Here is an 18708-nt window from a genome sequence, read left to right as displayed (position 1 = left end):
CAACCAAAGGAATCCGTCAAAAATATGACGGGGTTGTGCATCATGCACTGGCTTTTAACACACTGTTGAGTTCTCAAGAAACGGACGCATGCATCCGCACCGGAATCTTTGGGGACTCCAGTGCGCGAGGCGCACATTTCGTTTCCTTAAGATTACCAGATCCGGACGAATCTTGTCAAACCGCCCGATCCGGGATCTTCCGGACTTCGCCCCTTCCGAGGCAACCCTGCTAACTTACTCCAACTTTCGGCTCTTGTCCAACCGCGTGGCGGACGCAACCCGAGGGTTGAGGTTCGTTCACTGGGATGTCAGGACCGATCGGCCCTGCGGTTGAAAACTCTAGCAGCCTCTGAGGCGTGGAAGGTCCACTCTCCGGTAACGAATGGACCTTCCCTGCGTGCGTACCGTCTAAACACCGAGAGCGGCGAGCTGCGCCTCGAGGCGGTCGATGTCCGCCGACGCCTGCTCGGCGCGGCTCCTGACCTTGGCCACCACGTTTTCTGGCGCCTTGGCCATGAACTGCTCGTTGCCCAGCTTGGCCGCGACCTGAGCGGCCTCCTTACGGGCCGCCGCGAGGTCCTTCTCCAGTCGCTTGCGCTCGGCCGCGACGTCGATGGCGCCGGCGGTGTCGAGCTCAACGCTCACGCCGCTCACCGTCAGGCGCGCGGTGGTGCTGAACGACTCGCCGGGCTCCGTGAGGCGCAGCAGCGAGCGTACGGCGCTCTCCTGGCCCGCCAGAGACGTGCCGGCCAGCCCCAGCCGCGCAGCCACCTTCTGACCCGGCTTGAGCCCCTGATCGGAGCGGAACCGGCGGACCTCCGTCACCAGCTCCTGCAGCGCCTCGATCTCCGCCTCGGCGGCGGGGTCGGTGTAGCGCGGGTCGGCCGTGGGCCACGGGGCCACCACGATCGACTCGCCCCCGGTGACGGCCCGCCACAACTCCTCGGTCACGAACGGCACCAGCGGATGCAGCAACCGCAGCAGCGCGTCGAGCACGTGACCGAGCACCAGCCGGGTGTGCTCCAGGCCCTCACCGAGCTGGATCTTGGCCAGCTCGAGGTACCAGTCGCACACCTCGTCCCAGGCGAAGTGGTAGAGCAGGTCGGACGCCTTGGCGAACTCGAACTCCTCGAACGCCGCGTCGGCCTGCGTGATCACCGTCTGCAGCCGCGACAGGATCCACCGGTCGGCCGCCGTCAGCTCTGCGCCCTCCAGCGACCCCACTGCCGCGCCGTTCATCAGTGCGAAGCGGGTGGCGTTCCAGATCTTGTTGCAGAAGTTGCGCGAGCCGGCCGCCCACTCCTCGCTCACCGCGACGTCGGCGCCGGGGTTGGCGCCGCGCAGCAGCGTGAAGCGGGTGGCGTCGGCACCGAAGCGATCGACCCAGTCGAGCGGGTCGACCACGTTGCCGAACGACTTCGACATCTTCTTGCCGTATTGGTCGCGGACCATGCCGTGCAGCGCGACGACACGGAACGGCGGCTCGCCGTCCATGGCGTACAGGCCGAACATCATCATCCTGGCGACCCAGAAGAACAGGATGTCGTAGCCCGTCACCAGCACCGAGGTCGGGTAGAAGCGCTCGAGCTCGGACGTGTGGTCGGGCCAGCCCATCGTGGAGAACGGCCACAGGCCGGAGGAGAACCAGGTGTCGAGGACGTCGGAGTCCTGGACGTAACCGGCGGGCGGCTCCTCGTCGGGGCCGACGCAGACGACCTCGCCGCCGGGGCCGTACCAGACCGGGATGCGGTGGCCCCACCACAGCTGGCGGGAGATGCACCAGTCGTGCATGTCGTCGACCCAGTCGAAGTAGCGCTTGGCCATCTCCGGCGGGTGGATGCGGGTGCGCCCGTCGCGTACGGCGTCGCCCGCGGCCTTGGCCAGCGGCGCGACGTTGACGAACCACTGCAGCGACAGCCTCGGCTCGACCACCGTCTTGCAGCGTGAGCAGTGGCCGACGGAGTGGACGTAGGGGCGCTTCTCGGCGACGACGCGACCCTCGGCGCGCAGCGCGGCCACCACGGCCGGACGCGCCTCGAAGCGGTCGAGCCCCTCGAACGGCCCGTGCGCCGTGATCACGCCGCGCTCGTCCATGACGGTGATCGACGGCAGGTCGTGCCGGCGGCCGATCTCGAAGTCGTTGGGGTCGTGGGCGGGGGTCACCTTGACGGCGCCGGTGCCGAACGACGGATCGACGTGTTCGTCGGCGACCACCGGGATCATGCGCCCGGTCAGCGGCACCTCGACCATGGTGCCGATCAGGTGGGCGTAACGCTCGTCGGACGGATGGACGGCCACGGCGGTGTCGCCGAGCATGGTCTCGGCGCGGGTGGTGGCCACCACGATCTCGTCGGAGTAGCGGATGGAGACGAGCTCGCCTTCGTCCTCGCTGTGCTCGACCTCGATGTCGGACAGCGCGGTCAGGCAGCGCGGGCACCAGTTGATGATGCGCTCGGCGCGGTAGATGAGCCCGTCGTCGAAGAGCTTCTTGAAGATCGTTTGTACGGCCCGCGACAGCCCCGTGTCCATCGTGAACCGCTCGCGCGACCAGTCGACGCCGTCGCCGAGCTTGCGCATCTGGCCGAGGATCCGGCCGCCGGACTCCTCCTTCCACTCCCAGACGCGCTCGACGAACGCCTCGCGCCCGAGGTCGTGCCGCGACTTGCCCTCTTTGGCCAGCTCGCGTTCGACGACGTTCTGGGTGGCGATGCCGGCGTGGTCCATGCCGGGCAGCCAGAGCGTCTCGCGCCCCTGCATGCGGGCGCGGCGCGTCAGCGCGTCCTGGATGGAGTGGTCGAGGGCGTGCCCGATGTGCAGCACGCCCGTCACGTTGGGCGGCGGGAGGACGATGCTGTACGGCTCGCGCGAGCTGCCCGGGTCGGCGCGGAAGTAGCCTTCGGATACCCAGCGCTCGTAGCTGCGGGTCTCGACGTCGGCCGGGGTGTATTGAGTAGGCAGCTCTGGCGTTGTCACAGTGACCAATTCTAGGGAGACGGGAAAGCGGAACGCCCCATGGCCGGTGACCACGGGGCGTTGCCGATCTGACTGGTGGCGCTCAGGCCGACTTCTCGCGTGGTGTGCGCTGCTGCTTGGCGGCGAGCTGGTCGCGCGGGACGAGGGTCGGGATCGCGTGCTCGATGACCGACTCGCGGGTGATGACGACGCGGGCGACGTCCTGCCTGGAGGGCACTTCGTACATGACGGACTGGAGCACCTCCTCCAGGATGGCGCGCAGGCCGCGGGCGCCGGTGCCGCGCAGGATCGCCTGGTCGGCGATGGCCTCGAGGGCGCCGTCGGTGAACTCGAGCTCGACGCCGTCGAGCTCGAGAAGCTTGCGGTATTGCTTGACGAGCGCGTTGCGGGGCTCGGTGAGGATCTGGATGAGCGCCTCGCGGTCGAGGTTGTGCACCGAGGTGATGACCGGGAGCCGGCCGACGAACTCGGGGATCATGCCGAACTTGAGCAGGTCTTCCGGCATCACGTCGCCGAAGATGTCGGCCGTGTCGACCTCTTCCTTCGAGCGGATGATGGCGTTGAAGCCGATGCCCTTCTTGCCGATGCGCGACTCGATGATCTTTTCCAGACCGGCGAACGCCCCACCGCAGATGAACAGCACGTTGGTGGTGTCGATCTGGATGAACTCCTGGTGCGGGTGCTTGCGGCCGCCCTGCGGAGGCACCGAGGCGGTGGTGCCCTCCAGTATCTTCAGCAGCGCCTGCTGCACGCCCTCACCGGACACGTCGCGCGTGATCGACGGGTTTTCGCTCTTACGGGCGATCTTGTCGACCTCGTCGATGTAGATGATGCCGGTCTCGGCCTTCTTGACGTCGTAGTCGGCGGCCTGGATGAGCTTGAGCAGGATGTTCTCGACATCCTCGCCGACGTAGCCGGCCTCCGTGAGCGCGGTGGCGTCGGCGATGGCGAAGGGTACGTTGAGCATCTTCGCCAGGGTCTGCGCCAGCAGCGTCTTGCCCGAACCCGTGGGCCCGAGCAGCAGGATGTTGCTCTTGGCCAGCTCGAGGCCGTCGTCTCTGCCCCGGTCGCCCGACTGCACCCGCTTGTAGTGGTTGTACACCGCCACCGAGAGAGCCTTCTTCGCCTTGTCCTGACCGATGACGTAGGCGTCGAGGAACTCGTAGATCTCCCTCGGCTTGGGCAGGTTGTCCCACTTGAGCTCGGAGGACTCGGACAGCTCCTCCTCGATGATCTCGTTGCAGAGATCGATGCACTCATCGCAGATGTAGACGCCTGGACCGGCAATGAGCTTTTTGACTTGCTTCTGACTCTTTCCGCAGAAAGAGCACTTCAGCAGGTCTCCCCCGTCGCCGATGCGTGCCACCCCAGATACTCCTTTGCGTGGGACCGCCCTGCTCACGAGAGCAGTGTCTCCGGACATTCTCCGGACTAGGCCGAACCGCTCAGGTTTCGACGTTACCGTCTTCTGGGCCCTCAGTGAGCCCCCTAGCGGCGAGTCGCACCGGAACGTGCCCTATTGGGCAGCGCCCCGGTGCGTCACGTCTCGTCTAGGAAGCCACGGCCTGAGCTCGCTTCTTCCTGGACGGGATGATGTCGTCGATCAGACCATACGCCTTTGCCTCGTCCGCGTTGAGAATTTTGTCGCGTTCGATGTCCTTGCGGACGTCGGCGGAGGGCTTGCCCGTGTGCCGGGCCACGATGTCCTCCAGCAGCGTGCGCATGCGGAGGATCTCGCGGGCCTGGATCTCGATGTCGCTTCCCTGGCCGCCGCCCTCGGTGGACGGCTGGTGGATCAGCACCCGGGCATTGGGCAGCGCGAACCGCTTGCCCGGGGTGCCGCCGGCCAGCAGCACGGCCGCGGCGGACGCGGCCTGGCCGAGGCAGACGGTCTGGATCTCCGGCCGGACGAACTGCATCGTGTCGTAGATCGCCGTCATGGCGGTGAAGGAGCCACCGGGCGAGTTGATGTAGATGCTGATGTCACGGTCGGGGTCGAGCGACTCCAGCGTCAGCAGCTGGGCCATCACGTCGTTGGCCGACGCGTCGTCGATCTGCACTCCGAGGAAGATGATGCGGTCCTCGAAGAGCTTGTTGTACGGGTTCATCTCCTTCACGCCGTATGACGTGCGCTCGACGAAGGAGGGGAGAACGTAACGGCTCTGGATGTTCATGTCAGCTCCCCCTAGGAGACCGGGCCCGCGGAGGGCACCTGACGCGCGCTGCGCACCACGTGGTCGATGAAGCCGTAGTCCTTGGCCTCCTCGGCCGTGAACCAGCGGTCACGGTCGGAGTCGGACTCGATCTGCTCCAGCGGCTGCCCGGTGTGGAACGCGATGCGCTCGGCCAGCGTCTTCTTCACATAGAGCATCTGCTCGGCCTGGATGGCGATGTCGGCGGCGGTGCCACCGATGCCGCCGGACGGCTGGTGCATCATCACCCGGGCGTGCGGCAGAGCGTAGCGCTTGCCCCGCGCCCCGGCCGTGAGCAGGAACTGCCCCATCGATGCCGCCATGCCCATCACCACAGTGGAAACGTCATTGGGCACGTATTCCATCATGTCGTAAATGGCCATGCCGGCACTCACCGAGCCACCCGGCGAGTTGATGTAGAGCGTGATGTCGCGCTCGGGGTCGTCGGCCGCGAGCAGCAGCAGCTCGGCGCAGATGCGGTTGGCGATCTCGTCGTTGACCTCCTGCCCGAGCACGATGATGCGCTCGCGGAGCAGGCGCTGGTAGAGCTGGTCCTCAAGCCGGAAGGCGGAGCCGTTCTCACGGCCTCGAGACTCAGGCTGATAGAAGGTCGGCGGGCTGGTCACAGCGTCACCTTCCGATGCGTCGTAATCGATTGGCTTTGCTTGTGACCTTAACGCGCGCTGCCTACAGCTCATGCCCGGTCCCTGGTGCTGTTCGCTGACGGCGCATGTTCGGGCGTCGCGTTTGCCGTTGTTCCCGGCGGCTTTCGTGTCCTTACGCGCGGTTCCGCGGGAGCGCCGAGACGGCCCCTGAGACGGCCCTGAGGCGGTCGCACACCCGAGTCGGCCCTCGTACGCCGTCCGCGCCCGCGGCGCGTGCTGGGCTGCCTCAGCGCCGGTGGAGGGGCGGGCACGCGAAAGCCCCCGGGAGGTTCCGGGGGCTTTCGCGGGAAGCGGGTGAGGCGTCAGGCCTCGGGCTTGGCGTCCTCGGCGGACTCGTCCTCGCCCTCCTCGACGACCTGCTCACCGTTGATCTCGGTGTAGATCGCCTTGAGGTCGACCTCGTTGCCGTCGGTGTCGACGACCTTGGCGGCGTCGCCCAGGACCGACTTGGCCTTGTCGCGCACGATCTCGACCATGGCCAGCGTCAGCTGGTCGTTGTCGGCGAGGTGCTGGGCCAGCTCGTTGGGCTGCACGCCCATCTCCATGGCGCGGCGCACGACGAAGTTGGTCAGCTCCTGCTCGGAGACGCCAAGCTCCTCGGCCTTGACGATCTTGTCGAGCACGAAGCCGACCTTGATGGCGCGCGCGGAGTTCTTCTCGAACTCCTCGAAGCGCTCCTCCTCCGTCGTCTGGTAGAGGCGGAAGAAGGCGTCGCGGCTGAGGCCGCTCTCGGCGATCTGGTGGTCGAGGTTGTGCTTGCGGGCGTCGACCTCGGCCTTGAGCGCGCTCTCGGGCAGCGGGATGTCGATCTTGTCGAGCAGCGCGTCGAGGGACTTCTCGCGGGCCTGGACGACCTGGTCGATCAGCTTGTTGCGGCGGGCCTGCTCGCGGATGCTGGCCTTGAGCTCGTCGAGCGTGTCGAACTCGCTGGCGAGCTGGGCGAACTCGTCGTCGAGCTCGGGCAGCACCTTCTCCTTGACCGACTTGACGTTGATGATCACGTCGGCTTCGTCGCCGGCGTTCTCGCCGCCGACCAGCTCGGTCTTGAAGCTCTTCTCCTCGCCCGCGGACATGCCCTCGAGCGCGGTGTCGAGGCCCTGCAGCACGGAGCCGGCGCCGACCTCGTAGGAGACCTCGTTGGCCTGCTGCTCCTCGATGTTCTGGCCGTCGATCTCGGCGCGCAGGTCCATCACGACGAAGTCGCCGGTGGCGGCGGCCCGCTCGACGCCGGTGAGCGTGGCGAACCGCTGGCGCAGCGCGTCGAGCTGGGTGTCGACGTCTTCGTCGGAGACCTCGGCGGAGTCGACCGTGACCTCGATGCCCTGGTAGTCGGGGACGTCGAAGTTGGGCCGGATGTCGACCTCGGCGGTGAACTCGATCTGCTCACCGTCGTCGATCTTCGTCACTTCGATGTCCGGCTGGCTGACCGGGAACACGTCGACCTCGTCGACGGCCTGGCCGTACAGCTTGGGCACCGCGTCGTTGAGGGTCTCCTCCAGCACTACCGCCCGGCCGAAGCGCTGCTCGATGATGCGGGCCGGAACCTTGCCAGGCCGGAACCCGGGGACGCGCACCTGCTGCGCGACCTTCTTGTACGCCGCATCCATGCTCGGGCGCAGCTCGTCGAACGGCACCTCGACAGTGAGCTTGACCCGGGTCGGGCTGAGCTCCTCGACAGCGGTCTTCACGGAATGGTCTCCTTGATCAAGCTACGAGTGATCGCGGGCGCGTCCATTCGGTACGGCTCACGCGCCGCGCCCACATGAGCGGTGTTGGGCATGCTCCGCCACGGCGGCATCCAACGCCGATGGCCAGTCTAGGGCAGATGCACACCCAACCACGACGCCACCGCTGTGAGAAACGCGGGTCAGAACTCGTCCGCGATCGTCCTCAACAGCTCGATCGTCTCATCCGGGGTGGTGCTCACGGCGCACAACCGCTCCATCACCTCGGTGTATCGGTCCACATCCTCACGCTTGTCCAGGTAGAGCGCGCTGGCCAGCTGCTCCACGTACACGACGTCGGGCAGGTCGGTGTCGGGGAAGCGCAGGATGCTGAACGCGCCTCCTTCCGCGCTGTGCCCGCCGAAGCTGAACGGCATGATCTGGATGGTGATGTTCGGCTGGCGCATGAGGTCGATGAGGTGCTCGATCTGCGCCTTCATCACCTCGATCCCGCCGATGGGCCGCCTGAGCGCGGCCTCGTCGATCACCGCCCAGAAGACGGGCCCGTCGGGCCTGTCGAACATGCGCTGGCGTTCCAGACGCAGGTCCACCCTCCTGGCGATCTCCTCCGCCCCGATGCCCGCCGCCCCGGCGGTCACCACAGCCCTCGCGTACTCCTTGGTCTGCAGCAGTCCCGGCACGAACTGGACCTCGTAGGTCCTGATCCTGGCGGCGGCCTCCTCGAGGCCGACGTACGCCTGGAACCACGTGGGCAGGACGTCGTTGAACCGGTGCCACCAGCCCGGCTCGTTGGCGGTGGAGACCAGATCGAGTACGGCGGCACGGGCCTGCTGATCGATGACCCCGTACAAGGTCAGCAGGTCCGCCACGTCGCGTTCTTTGAACCCCACTCGGCCGAGTTCCATCCGGCTGATCTTGGATTCCGACCCGCGGATGATGTGGCCGGCCTCCTCGCGGGTGACGTTCTTCGCTTCCCTGAGCTTGCGCAGCTGGGAGCCCAGGAGGATGCGCAGCGCCGTCGGCCCGGAACCCGGCTGGTTCTGCGTCACTTTGCCTCCTATCAAGGTCCGCACACACAGTGACACCCCACTGCCGGGTATGACAAGGTCTCAACCGGGTGTCCGATTCCATGGCTTATGACCCGAAAATGCCGCTTGCTGCTGCACATTGCACCTGCACGTGCATTTGGGTCTTGCAGCTGCCGCGTTCGTGACCCATGATGGCTTAGTGCATATTGGGCTATACATGCACTAACCAAGGCTTTACGGGGAGGTATCGGCAGCATGGTGGAGGACCCTCTGGCCACTGCCGACTGCCTGCAGATCACCCGTGAGGTGGGCTTCGACCACCTGCTCATGGGCGGCAAGCCGTACACCACCGCCTGCCCGCTCCCCTTCCAGGCCGACTCGGTCAAGACCGCGCGGGACGTGACCCGCTCCACCTTGCGCGGCTGGGGGCTGCACGAGCTGAGCGACGACGCCGCCCTGGTGGTCTCCGAGCTGGTCACGAACGCCGTCAGGTACGCGATGTACGCGGCGGGGCGGCGCGAGATCGAGCTCTTGCTGATGCGCGTGACGCCGCACGTGCTGCTGGCCGTGGCCGACCCGAGCGACGAGGTGCCGACGCCCAAGGAGCCCGACTTCATCTCCGAGAACGGGCGCGGGCTCTACATCGTCGAGACCTACAGCCAGTGCTGGGGCTGGGACCCGCTGGCGCGCGGCGGCAAGGCCGTCTGGGCGCTGTTCCGCGCCGACGCCTGAACCGCCGCTCTCTCCGCTAGTCGCCTATCACTCCGTCGATGCGCTCGCGCAGCAGGTCGGCGTGGCCGTTGTGGCGGGCGTACTCCTCGATCATGTGCACCAGGATGTAGCGGTGCGTGCAGTCGCGTCCCTTGCGGTCGCCGACGGCGTCGAGCGGCTTGGCGGCCGAGATGGCGCGGGCGTGCTCGATCTCCTCCTGCCAGGTGGCGAACGCCTCCTTCACCGAAGCGGTGTCCACCTCGGTGAAGTCGGCGTCGTTGTCGCGGTCCTTGTCCCAGAGCTTGGGCAGGTCCTCGCCGTTGAGCACGTTGCGGAACCAGACGCGTTCGACGTGGGCCATGTGCCTGACGAGGCCGAGCAGGGACAGCTCGGACGGCTCCGCCGCGCGCAGGCGCAGCTGGTCGTCCGTGAGGCCGGCGCATTTGACGGCCAGGGTGCCGCGGTGCCATTCGAGCCAGTTGTCGAGCGTGGTGCGCTCGTCGCCGGTCAGGGGAGGGATGGTTCTGGTGTCGGTCACGCTGACCGACCTTATCCGGATTTATCACCATTCCTGGCGCTGCAGGATGCGGGTGGCGGCCTCGCGTACGGCGTCGTCCCTGACGTTCTCCACGAACTCCTCCGGCGTGTCGCCGCACACGTGGCGCAGGGCGGCGGAGGCGTCGAGGAGCGAGGCGATCAGCGGGCGCTGGGCGGTCAGGCGGCGCGGCCGGCCGGCGCCGTCCGCCAGGCAGCCGTGCCTGCCCTCGTACACGAAGGGGGGCGGCATGCGGGTGCCGTCCTCCAGGGTGAGGGGGTCGGTGAGCGGGCGGCGTACGTAATTGGGCTCGGTCAGGTCGAGTGCGGCGAGTTGCCGCTCGTCCAGCCACAGCACGAACAGCCTTGAGCTCTCGCCCGGCGTCCGCACGGGTGCGGCCGGGACGTAACCCCACCTGCTGACGTGCGCGGAGACGCCGGGGGCGATGCCCGGCACGTCGGCGAGCGCCATGGGGACGACCGGGCGTACCCCGTGGTTCACGAACTTCCTGCGGAGCTGGCCCGGCGCGGCGTTGGACCCGACGGCGACGACGCGGTGGCGGGCCTCCAGCGGCGCGCACCCGCGCGCCGCCAGCAGCTCACCGGCCGCCCGCCACTCCCCCGGCACGTACGCGTCACCGTCCAGCACCCCCGACCTCTCGGGAATCCGGCCCGGGTACGTCAGCGGCGCGGCCATCGGGTCGTCGGCGAACAGCTCCATGGCCCCCTCAGCGCCCGGCGACCAGCGCCCGCAGGCGCGCCGTCGCGTCCCTGCGACCCCAGGCGATCACCGCGCACAGGACGAGCACGGCGAGCGGCAGCACCGGCGGCCCGCCGAACAGCAGCACCTCCGTCAGCGCCGCGCACGCCGTCAGCGCCACGAGTGCCGGCGCCGCGACGCCCGCGAGCACCGGCACCACGAGCCCTGCCGCCCCGGCCACCTCCAGCACCCCGGTCAGGTGACGAAACCAGTCACCCCACCCGATCGCCTCGAACGTGGACGCGGCCGGCTCGCTCCCGGTGAACTTCCCCAGCGCACTCATGATGAAGAACCCTGCCATGGCGACCTGCAGCACCCAAAGCACGACATTGGCGACCCGTCCGGAGCCGCGTCTCTGTACGACCGTCATGCTCTCTCCCCTCGATCGGCTACCTCCGACGCTAGGAACATCGGCGCCTGGGGAGAATCGCGCCAGCTACCCGATGGGGTGCACCTTCCTCCACCGTTCTGCTCAAAGGCCTGTTGTGCTCCTCAAGCACAAAGAGGCCCCGCCCGGAACGGGAGGGGCCTTTGAGCTGGTCGGGGCGACAGGATTTGAACCTGCGACTTCTTGCTCCCAAAGCAAGCGCGCTGCCAAGCTGCGCCACGCCCCGTCTCGCCGAGTGCGCATACGCTCCGGGACTCCGGTACGCTTACGCCCTGACGACCGGATGAAGTCTAGACCAGAGTTCGACCGGTTCGCGCGGACGTAGCTCAATGGTAGAGCCCTAGTCTTCCAAACTAGCTACGCGGGTTCGATTCCCGTCGTCCGCTCTCCACGGCGAAAAGGCCAGGTCAGCCCCATCCGGGGTGCCTGGCCTTCCTCATGTCCGCGCCCTTGCTCGATTGCGGTGAAGTGGCCGGCGGCGTCATGAAAGCGCGGGCTCGTAAGGTGGAGGCGATGCGTGCGCGACCGATCTCCCGTGAGGCTCTCGTCGAGGAGCTGGCCGAGCTGATCTCCGGCCGTCCGGCCACCGAGTACGTCCGGGTGGCCGTCGACGGGGCGCCGGCGGCGCGGCCCGACGAGCTGGCCGACGAGCTGGTCGCGCCGCTGCGGCTGCGCGGACGGCCGGTGGTGCGGGTGTCGGCCGGCGACTTCCTGCGGCCGGCGTCGCTGCGGCTGGAGTACGGCAGGACCGACCCCGACGCCTTCTACGACGACTGGCTGGACGTGAAGGCCCTGCGCAGGGAGGTTCTGGACGCGAGCGAGACCGGCCGGGTGCTGCCCGCGCTGTGGGACAGCTCCATCGACCGGGCCTACCGGGCGGCGTACGAGGAGCTGCCGCCCGGCGGGGTGGCGCTGGTCGACGGGACGCTGCTGCTGGGGCGCGGGCTGGCGTTCGAGGTGAGCGTGCACCTGTGGCTGTCGCGGGGCGCGCTCGAACGCGGCACCCCGGAGGACGAGCGGTGGAAGCTGCCCGCGTACGAGCGGTACGAGCGCGAGGCCGACCCGCAGCGCAGAGCAGACGTGGTGGTGCGTTCGGATCATCCGGCACGCCTCGCCGTGCTGGTGCCCGACGGTACTGGTACGCGCGGACGCGGCGGCGCACACTGAGGCGATGATCCCCAGCAACTGGTACAACATCGTCCCTGACCTGCCCGCACCGCCTCCGCCGCCGCTGCATCCCGGCACGCGGCAGCCCGTGGGCCCCGACGATCTCGCGCCGCTCTTCCCGATGGAGCTGATCGGGCAGGAGGTGAGCGGCGAGCGGTTCGTGCCGATCCCGCAGGAGGTGCTGGACGTCTACCGGCTGTGGCGGCCCACTCCGCTGATGCGGGCGCGCCGGCTGGAGAAGGTGCTGGGCACGCCGGCCAGGATCTACTACAAGTACGAGGGCGTCTCCCCGGCGGGCTCGCACAAGCCGAACACGGCGGTGCCGCAGGCGTACTACAACGCGCGCGAGGGGGTGCGGCTGCTCACCACGGAGACTGGCGCGGGGCAGTGGGGTTCTGCGCTGGCGTTCGCGTGCTCCCAGTTCGATCTGGAGTGCCGGATCTGGATGGTCCGGGCGTCGTACGACCAGAAACCGTACCGGCGCTCGCTCATGCAGGTCTACGGCGCGACCGTGCACGCGAGCCCCTCCCCCGTGACCGGGGCGGGCAGCAAGGTGCTGGCCGACGACCCCGACTCGCCCGGCAGCCTGGGCATCGCGATCAGCGAGGCGGTGGAGGTGGCCGGCGCGAACCCCGACGCCCGCTACGCGCTCGGCTCGGTGCTCAACCACGTGCTGATGCACCAGACGGTGATCGGCGAGGAGGCGCTCGCGCAACTGCCCGAGATGCCGGACCTGGTGATCGGCTGCACCGGCGGCGGCTCGAACTTCGCCGGCCTGTCGTTCCCGTTCCTGCGGGAGAAGCTGGCTGGGCGGCTGGCGACGGAGTTCAGGGCGGTCGAGCCGGCGGCCTGCCCGTCGTTCACGCGCGGCGCGTACGCCTACGACTTCGGCGACACGGCCGGGTTCACGCCGCTGCTGAAGATGCACACGCTGGGCCACTCGTTCGTGCCGGACCCGATCCACGCGGGCGGCCTGCGCTATCACGGCATGTCGCCGCTGCTGTCGCACATGTACGAGCTGGGCCTGTTCGAGGCGGTGACCCGGTCGCAGCGGGAGTGTTTCGCGGCAGGCGTACGGTTCGCGCGCACCGAGGGCATCCTGCCGGCGCCCGAGCCCACGCACGCGCTGGCGGAGACCATCGCCGAGGCGCTGCGCTGCAAGGAGAGCGGCGAGGAGAAGGTGATCCTGACGGCGCTGTGCGGTCACGGCCACTTCGACCTGGCGGCCTACGACCGCTACCTGGCCGATGAGCTGGAGGACTACTCGCTGCCGCAGGAGCGCATCGACCTGGCGCTCACAGAACTGCCCGGATAGGCCGCCGGGTGGCCGCGCGGGCGGCCACCCCGCAGGTCATCGCGCGGGTCATCGCGCAGGTCATCGCGCGGTGGGGCGCTTGCCGTGGTTGGCCTTCTTCTTCTTTCGTGCCCTGCCCTTACGTGCGCGTCTGGCCATGAGCTCGCCTCCACGTGATCGGCACCGCTTGATCGGCACCCGTTGGACCTTCAACGTCTCCCGGCACGCTGACCAGCGCAAGCGTTCCGCACGAACTAACATTCCCCAACAAATCCATGTAATAATTTGGTGGAATGTGTTGGAAGGAGCGGGTGTGCTCGCACAGCAGCGCCAGCAGGCGATCCTCGAACGCGTCCGCAGCAACGGCGGCGTACGGGTGGCCGACCTCGTACGCGAGCTCGGCGTCTCCGACATGACCATCAGGCGCGACCTTGAGGTGCTGGCCGAGCGCGGCCTGCTGGAGAAGGTGCACGGCGGCGCGACCGCCCTGGGCCCCGGCTCGACCGAGGAGCCCGGCTTCACCGCCAAGTCGGCCCGCCAGCAGCAGGAGAAAGAGGCCATCGCCCGGCAGGCGGCCACGCTCGTCCGCCCCGGCACGGCCGTCGCGCTGTCGGCGGGCACCACCACGTGGGCGCTGGCGCACCACCTCATCGGCGTGCCCGAGCTGACCGTGATCACCAACTCGATCCCGGTCGCCGAGGTCTTCCACCGCAACCCGCGTGCCGACCGCACGGTCGTGCTGACCGGTGGCGTGCGCACGCCGTCCGACGCGCTGGTGGGGCCGGTCGCGGTGGCCGCGATCCGCCGCCTGCACGTCGACACGCTCTTCCTCGGCGTGCACGGAATGAGCGTGCGGGCCGGGTTCACCACGCCCAACCTGCTGGAGTCGGAGACCGACAGGGAGCTGGTGGCGGCGGCGACCCGGCTGGTCGTCCCCGCCGACCACACGAAGTGGAACACCGTGGGCATCAGCACGATCGCGGAGCTGAGCGAGGCCGACGTGGTCGTCAGCGACGCGGGCCTGCCCGAGGAAGCACGCACTGAGCTGGCCGAACGGGCCGGCGAACTGATCATCGCGGAGGGCTCGTGAAGCGCACCATCACCCATCTCGCCGACGGACGGGAGCTGATCTACTTCGACCGGCGCGACGACGCCGACAGGAGCGCGATCGACCGCCGGCCGCTCGAGCCCCGGCCGCCGGCCTCCGAGCTGCGCTACGACCCGCTGACCGAGGAGTGGATCGCGATCGCGGGGCATCGGCAGACGCGGACGTTCCTGCCCACGGGCGGCACGGCCGAGTGCCCGTTGTGCCCGTCGACCGACGAGCGGTCGACGGAGATCCCGTCGTACGACTACGACGTGGTCGTGTTCGAGAACCGCTTCCCCTCTTTTTCCGGAAATTTTGGGACTTATGAGGATGTGGGCGGGCTGAGTGAGGTCCGGCCGGGAGTGGGGCGGTGTGAGGTGGTGTGCTTCACCTCCGACCACGACTCCTCCTTCTCCCGGCTCTCCGACGCCCAGGTGGAGCTGGTCATGGAGGCGTGGGCCGACCGCACGGCCGAGCTGTCCGCCATCGAGGGCGTCGAGCAGGTCTTCTGCTTCGAGAACCAGGGCGAGGAGATCGGCATCACCATCGCCCACCCGCACGGCCAGATCTACGCCTACCCGTACGTCACGCCCAGGACGAAGCTGCAGCTCGGTGCGGCGCAGCGGTACAAGGGCAACCTGTTCGCCGACGTGCTGGCCGCCGAGCGGGCCGCGGGCACGCGGGTGGTGGCCGCGAACGAGCTGTGGACGGCCTTCGTGCCCGCCGCGGCGCGCTGGCCGTTCGAGGTGCACATCTATCCGCACCGGCAGGTGCCCGACCTGGCGGCGCTGACGGAGGCGGAGCGGGCCGCGTTCGCGCCGCTCTACACCTCGGTGCTGCGGGCGTTCGACGGGCTGTTCGGGGTCGTGATGCCGTACATCTCGGCCTGGCACCAGGCGCCGGTGCGTACGGGGAGGGAGCTGGCGTACCTGCACCTGGAGCTGTTCAGCATCCGGCGGGCGCCGAACAAGCTCAAGTATTTGGCCGGCTCGGAGTCGGCGATGGGGGCGTTCGTGAACGACGTACGGCCGGAGGAAGCGGCGCGTATGCTCCGGTCACAGATAGATCACTAATAGATTTCTACTTAAGGTCGCATGACTCGTGATCTACCACTAATATCCCCATATGCGGCGGCCGTAACCCGGCCGACCGCCCGCCTAATCCCGGGCGCGTCGCCCGGGAGCCGGGGACCCAATCCGCACCTTGGGGTGAATCCGCGACAGCGGTAGGGAGCTCCATGCCCGAACCCGTCAGCTAACCCGGCCGGCAGAGGGAGAGGAACTCCTACGTGGCGGCTTCGTCCCCCGCGAAACTTGCCATCGGTCTCGTCACCGCCGCCGCCCTCGCCATCCTCCCGGCGAACGTCGCGGCGGCCGCGCCCAAACCGACCGAGTCCGAGCTCCGCGCCCAGCTCAAGCAGCTCAACAACAAGGTCGACAAGCTCATCGAGAAGTACAATCTCAAGCGGGTCGAGCTGGCCGAGGCGCAGGAGGCCGCCAGGAACGCGCAGGCCAAGCTGGCCGCCGCCGAGCAGACGCTGGCCGCGGCCGAGCAGCGGGTCGCCGAGATCGCCCGCCTGCGCTACCAGAACATCGACCCGTCGCTGCCCGGCTTCATGCTGCCCAGCAACGGCGGCAGCGCGGCCCTGCTCGAACAGCTCACCGCCGAGCAGCAGGCCGTCGTGCAGAGCGTGGCCAAGGCCCGCGACGAGCGCAAGAAGGCCAGCGAGGAGGCCGCCGCACTGACGGCCAAGATCAAGTCGGACGCCGCCACGGTCGCCGGCCAGCGCGGCGAGGCCGAGGACGTCATCAAGGACATCGAGAAGAAGCTGCAGGACCTGGTGCCGGTCGCCACGGGCCGCAAGTCCAACGGCACCTGGGCGCCCGAGCTGCCCGGCGGCACCGACAACATCACCCCGCGTACGCGGCTGATGAAAGCCCAGGTGGAGAAGAACTTCGCGCTGCCGTTCACGGTCGGCTGCTTCCGCGGGGGCTCCAGCGGCGAGCACCCGCTCGGCCGGGCCTGCGACTTCATGATGAGCACCGGCGGCAGCATGCCCACGGCCGCCAACAACGCGCTCGGCGACCGCCTCGCGGAGTGGGCGCTGCAGAACAAGGACAAGCTCGGCGTGAAGTACGTGATCTGGAAGCAGCGCATCAACTCCGGCAGCGGCTGGCGCACGATGTCCGACCGCGGCAGCATCACCGAGAACCACTACGACCACGTGCACATCTCGATGAACTGAAAGAGGGACGAATAGCATCTGATGGGCTATTCGCGCATTTGAAGAAGGCATTTGAGCTGGTCATCGTCCTGCCCGGGTGACCTTCATCGAGGTTGTTGTGCACGGCCGTCTGCCTGCTGACTTCGAGGTTCGCCAGACGGATCTCGCATCAGATGCGAGCATGTCGCATCTGGTGCGAGGTGGTACTCAGGGTGAAACGGGTCCTGCTACCCGCGCACCCAGGCCAAGTAGTCTGTTCCGACCGCGGCGAGCTGGCCCCACCCTTCGTGGTTCCGGGCGGCCGAGGTGTCCTGTGCGATCTGTGGTCGGCGCGACCGTGGTCGGCACACCGGCATCGGTGATGCTCCGGCGTGCTTTAGTTGCATGCTCGTCGATCGCGTGGACGGCCTGCTCACGGGGCCTGACCGGAGCAGGCCGCGAGGGGTCAAGAACCGGCACCGGCTCCTGTCGTGTACAGCCAGGCCGTCGAGAGCTAAGGGTCTGAATTACCCCAGCTCGTGGACATATGTGCCTTGGTTCCTGCAGGATTCAACCTCGATCATTCGAGGAGGCGGCCCTCATGCGTGAGCGGCATATGAGTTGATCAGGACTGAGTAGAGGTGGATGACGTGGCCGAAGCGCCTGAGATGCTGCTGTCTGTCTTTGAAAGCCAGTTACGAGGCCTGGTTCCGCAGGACCTGCCATGGGGAGCCGTCGTCGAGCGGGACGGGCCGCTGGTGCGCACCCACTATGGCACCCACGGGACCGTCGACCACACCGGTCCAGCCAGCGACGACCTGGCGGAGTTGATCCGTCGACAGCAGGACCTCTTCGCCGCGCGCCACGAGCCAATCGAGTGGAAGGTCTACGCTCACGACTCTCCGCTACTCGGCGAATCGCTGCGGGCCGCGGGTTTCATCCCCGGGCCGGAGCGCACCGTTCTCGTGGCTGACATCGCGGACGTCCCGTCGCTCGAACTCCTTCGGCCGGGCATGCAGGTACGGCACCCTCTCTCCGGAGAACGTGAGCGACTCTCCCGTAGGGCCGCGGCCGCACCCGATCAACGACGGCCGCTCTCGGAGATGGAGGCCGACGGAATGGCCCGCGGGACGGGATTGGAGATGGAGATCCTGGTGCTGGAGTACGACGGGCGAATCCTGGACGCGCTCTGGATCGAACGCGTGGGCGGCACCGACTTCGCAGCCATCGGAGGCATCACCGGCCCCCGCCGCGAACTACTCCAAGCCGCGGCCGCATGGGCCGAATGGCGTGGTCTACGCGTGTTCCGGCCCCGTACGCCGCGATATCTCGTAGCCGAAGCGCCCGACTCGCTGGTGCCCGCTTACGTCACCACGGGCTTTCATGAGATCGCCCAGGTGAGCACCTACCGATGGGCGCCCGCAGGTGAGCCGGCCACTGACCGTGCCACGAAGCAACTCCTGTCCGACCCCGAGCACGACGAGATCTGGAAGCGGTTCGAGACCCGGTTCGAGGTGACCTATGAGACCGCCGATCGCGGCATCATCGAACCTCCAGACTCCGCCACCTGGCTTCTCGCCACCGTCGAGCGCTCGAACGATCCCTTGCTGACCCAGGTGGAGGAGGTCATCAAGCGCGGCATACGCGCCGGTGCTCGATCTGGAGATCGACTCTACTGTCTCAAGTGGCACATCAGCGGATCCCGTATGGATCCGCTCCGTGCCGGTGAGCCAGGTCAACCACGCTGGGCAAGTTACGCCTACCTCGTCGATGAACACGTCATCCAGGTCACCAAGGACCTCAGGATGGGCACGTTCGGCAACTGGCGCGAAGCCTCCCTGTGTGTCTTCGGCGAGGAACTCCTGGCACACGTGGACGAAGAACTGACCGCGCTGCTCGGCACCGTCCTGCGACGCGGTGGGCGCCCGATCGGCAACGTCTGGAGCTTCGGTCCCTGACGACATGCCGCCCGCGCGGATTCAACCCGACAAAGGCCGATCGGAGCAGCTGCCATTCCCACA

16 protein-coding genes, 2 tRNA genes and 1 riboswitch are annotated in these 18708 nt (G+C 68.0%); of the genes, 8 read left to right on the top strand and 10 right to left on the bottom strand.

Annotated elements, in window-relative coordinates:
• Nucleotides 1–408: 408 nt before the first annotated feature.
• From AB0K28_RS41880 to AB0K28_RS41855, 6 genes are all read right to left on the bottom strand, one after another.
• Complete coding sequence (locus tag AB0K28_RS41880) at nucleotides 409–2973, bottom strand: valine--tRNA ligase (protein WP_364381439.1); 2565 nt, start codon at nucleotides 2971–2973, stop codon at nucleotides 409–411.
• Nucleotides 2974–3055: 82 nt separating this feature from the next.
• Nucleotides 3056–4339 (bottom strand): ATP-dependent Clp protease ATP-binding subunit ClpX, encoded by a 1284-nt coding sequence (clpX, locus tag AB0K28_RS41875; RefSeq protein WP_043640058.1) that lies wholly within the window; start codon nucleotides 4337–4339, stop codon nucleotides 3056–3058.
• A 184-nt stretch (nucleotides 4340–4523) separates the two neighbouring features.
• Complete coding sequence (locus tag AB0K28_RS41870) at nucleotides 4524–5147, bottom strand: ATP-dependent Clp protease proteolytic subunit (protein WP_364381435.1); 624 nt, start codon at nucleotides 5145–5147, stop codon at nucleotides 4524–4526.
• An 11-nt stretch (nucleotides 5148–5158) separates the two neighbouring features.
• Nucleotides 5159–5791 carry an ATP-dependent Clp protease proteolytic subunit gene (locus tag AB0K28_RS41865; protein WP_043640066.1) on the bottom strand — a complete coding sequence of 211 codons (633 nt, stop codon included), beginning with the start codon at nucleotides 5789–5791 and terminating at the stop codon, nucleotides 5159–5161.
• A 341-nt stretch (nucleotides 5792–6132) separates the two neighbouring features.
• Nucleotides 6133–7518: a trigger factor gene (gene tig / locus AB0K28_RS41860; RefSeq protein ID WP_345387976.1), complete on the bottom strand. Its 1386-nt coding sequence runs from the start codon at nucleotides 7516–7518 to the stop codon at nucleotides 6133–6135.
• A 179-nt stretch (nucleotides 7519–7697) separates the two neighbouring features.
• Nucleotides 7698–8564, bottom strand: a complete 867-nt coding sequence (locus AB0K28_RS41855) for a helix-turn-helix transcriptional regulator (RefSeq protein ID WP_345387979.1) — start codon at nucleotides 8562–8564, stop codon at nucleotides 7698–7700.
• Between the two features lie 234 nt (nucleotides 8565–8798).
• On the opposite strand from AB0K28_RS41855, the gene AB0K28_RS41850 reads away from it, so the two are divergent.
• Complete coding sequence (locus AB0K28_RS41850) at nucleotides 8799–9275, top strand: ATP-binding protein (RefSeq protein WP_355420232.1); 477 nt, start codon at nucleotides 8799–8801, stop codon at nucleotides 9273–9275.
• A 16-nt stretch (nucleotides 9276–9291) separates the two neighbouring features.
• On the opposite strand, the gene AB0K28_RS41845 is transcribed toward AB0K28_RS41850, so the two are convergent.
• The 4 genes from AB0K28_RS41845 to AB0K28_RS41830 all read right to left on the bottom strand — a co-directional run bounded on the left by AB0K28_RS41845 (nucleotide 9292) and on the right by AB0K28_RS41830 (nucleotide 11162).
• Nucleotides 9292–9792, bottom strand: coding sequence for a DinB family protein (locus AB0K28_RS41845; protein ID WP_345387987.1), 501 nt, complete (start codon nucleotides 9790–9792; stop codon nucleotides 9292–9294).
• Between the two features lie 24 nt (nucleotides 9793–9816).
• Nucleotides 9817–10509 (bottom strand): hypothetical protein, encoded by a 693-nt coding sequence (locus AB0K28_RS41840; protein ID WP_364381430.1) that lies wholly within the window; start codon nucleotides 10507–10509, stop codon nucleotides 9817–9819.
• Nucleotides 10510–10516: 7 nt separating this feature from the next.
• Entirely contained in the window at nucleotides 10517–10918 is a 402-nt protein-coding gene (locus AB0K28_RS41835; RefSeq protein ID WP_345387995.1) for a DoxX family protein, read from the bottom strand.
• A 167-nt stretch (nucleotides 10919–11085) separates the two neighbouring features.
• A tRNA-Pro gene (locus tag AB0K28_RS41830) sits at nucleotides 11086–11162 on the bottom strand.
• An 89-nt stretch (nucleotides 11163–11251) separates the two neighbouring features.
• Here AB0K28_RS41830 and AB0K28_RS41825 point away from each other — a divergent pair.
• The 7 genes from AB0K28_RS41825 (at nucleotide 11252) to AB0K28_RS41795 (ending at nucleotide 18645) form a co-directional block, all read left to right on the top strand.
• Nucleotides 11252–11322 (top strand) — tRNA-Gly (locus tag AB0K28_RS41825).
• 127 nt (nucleotides 11323–11449) lie between these two features.
• Nucleotides 11450–12103: a uridine kinase gene (locus tag AB0K28_RS41820; RefSeq protein ID WP_364381427.1), complete on the top strand. Its 654-nt coding sequence runs from the start codon at nucleotides 11450–11452 to the stop codon at nucleotides 12101–12103.
• A gap of 4 nt (nucleotides 12104–12107) precedes the next feature.
• The gene (locus AB0K28_RS41815) at nucleotides 12108–13418 is read left to right on the top strand and encodes a TrpB-like pyridoxal phosphate-dependent enzyme (protein WP_364381424.1); all 1311 of its coding nucleotides are present in this window, start codon (nucleotides 12108–12110) and stop codon (nucleotides 13416–13418) included.
• Between the two features lie 292 nt (nucleotides 13419–13710).
• Nucleotides 13711–14487, top strand: a complete 777-nt coding sequence (locus AB0K28_RS41810; protein ID WP_345388001.1) for a DeoR/GlpR family DNA-binding transcription regulator — start codon at nucleotides 13711–13713, stop codon at nucleotides 14485–14487.
• Nucleotides 14484–15557: a galactose-1-phosphate uridylyltransferase gene (galT, locus tag AB0K28_RS41805; protein ID WP_364381420.1), complete on the top strand. Its 1074-nt coding sequence runs from the start codon at nucleotides 14484–14486 to the stop codon at nucleotides 15555–15557. Before AB0K28_RS41810 ends, galT begins: the two co-directional genes overlap by 4 nt.
• A 71-nt stretch (nucleotides 15558–15628) precedes the next feature.
• Nucleotides 15629–15767, top strand: a riboswitch (cyclic di-AMP (ydaO/yuaA leader).
• Between the two features lie 5 nt (nucleotides 15768–15772).
• Entirely contained in the window at nucleotides 15773–16729 is a 957-nt protein-coding gene (locus AB0K28_RS41800; RefSeq protein WP_364381417.1) for a hypothetical protein, read from the top strand.
• 599 nt (nucleotides 16730–17328) lie between these two features.
• Nucleotides 17329–18645 (top strand): DUF2716 domain-containing protein, encoded by a 1317-nt coding sequence (locus tag AB0K28_RS41795; RefSeq protein ID WP_364381414.1) that lies wholly within the window; start codon nucleotides 17329–17331, stop codon nucleotides 18643–18645.
• Nucleotides 18646–18708: the final 63 nt, after the last annotated feature.

The sequence above is a fragment of the Nonomuraea sp. NPDC049504 genome (assembly GCF_040676845.1).
GTDB classification, from domain to species: domain Bacteria; phylum Actinomycetota; class Actinomycetes; order Streptosporangiales; family Streptosporangiaceae; genus Nonomuraea; species Nonomuraea salmonea.
This window is presented reverse-complemented; position numbering and strand designations above follow the sequence as displayed.

What these genes read in the sequence shown, in the direction of transcription:
- AB0K28_RS41870 (WP_364381435.1), bottom strand. Translation starts at nt 5,147, where the DNA reads ATGAACATCCAGAGCCGTTACGTTCTCCCCTCCTTCGTCGAGCGCACG.
- AB0K28_RS41850 (WP_355420232.1), top strand. Translation starts at nt 8,799, where the DNA reads ATGGTGGAGGACCCTCTGGCCACTGCCGACTGCCTGCAGATCACCCGT.
- AB0K28_RS41840 (WP_364381430.1), bottom strand. Translation starts at nt 10,509, where the DNA reads ATGGAGCTGTTCGCCGACGACCCGATGGCCGCGCCGCTGACGTACCCG.
- AB0K28_RS41835 (WP_345387995.1), bottom strand. Translation starts at nt 10,918, where the DNA reads ATGACGGTCGTACAGAGACGCGGCTCCGGACGGGTCGCCAATGTCGTG.
- AB0K28_RS41820 (WP_364381427.1), top strand. Translation starts at nt 11,450, where the DNA reads ATGCGTGCGCGACCGATCTCCCGTGAGGCTCTCGTCGAGGAGCTGGCC.
- AB0K28_RS41815 (WP_364381424.1), top strand. Translation starts at nt 12,108, where the DNA reads ATGATCCCCAGCAACTGGTACAACATCGTCCCTGACCTGCCCGCACCG.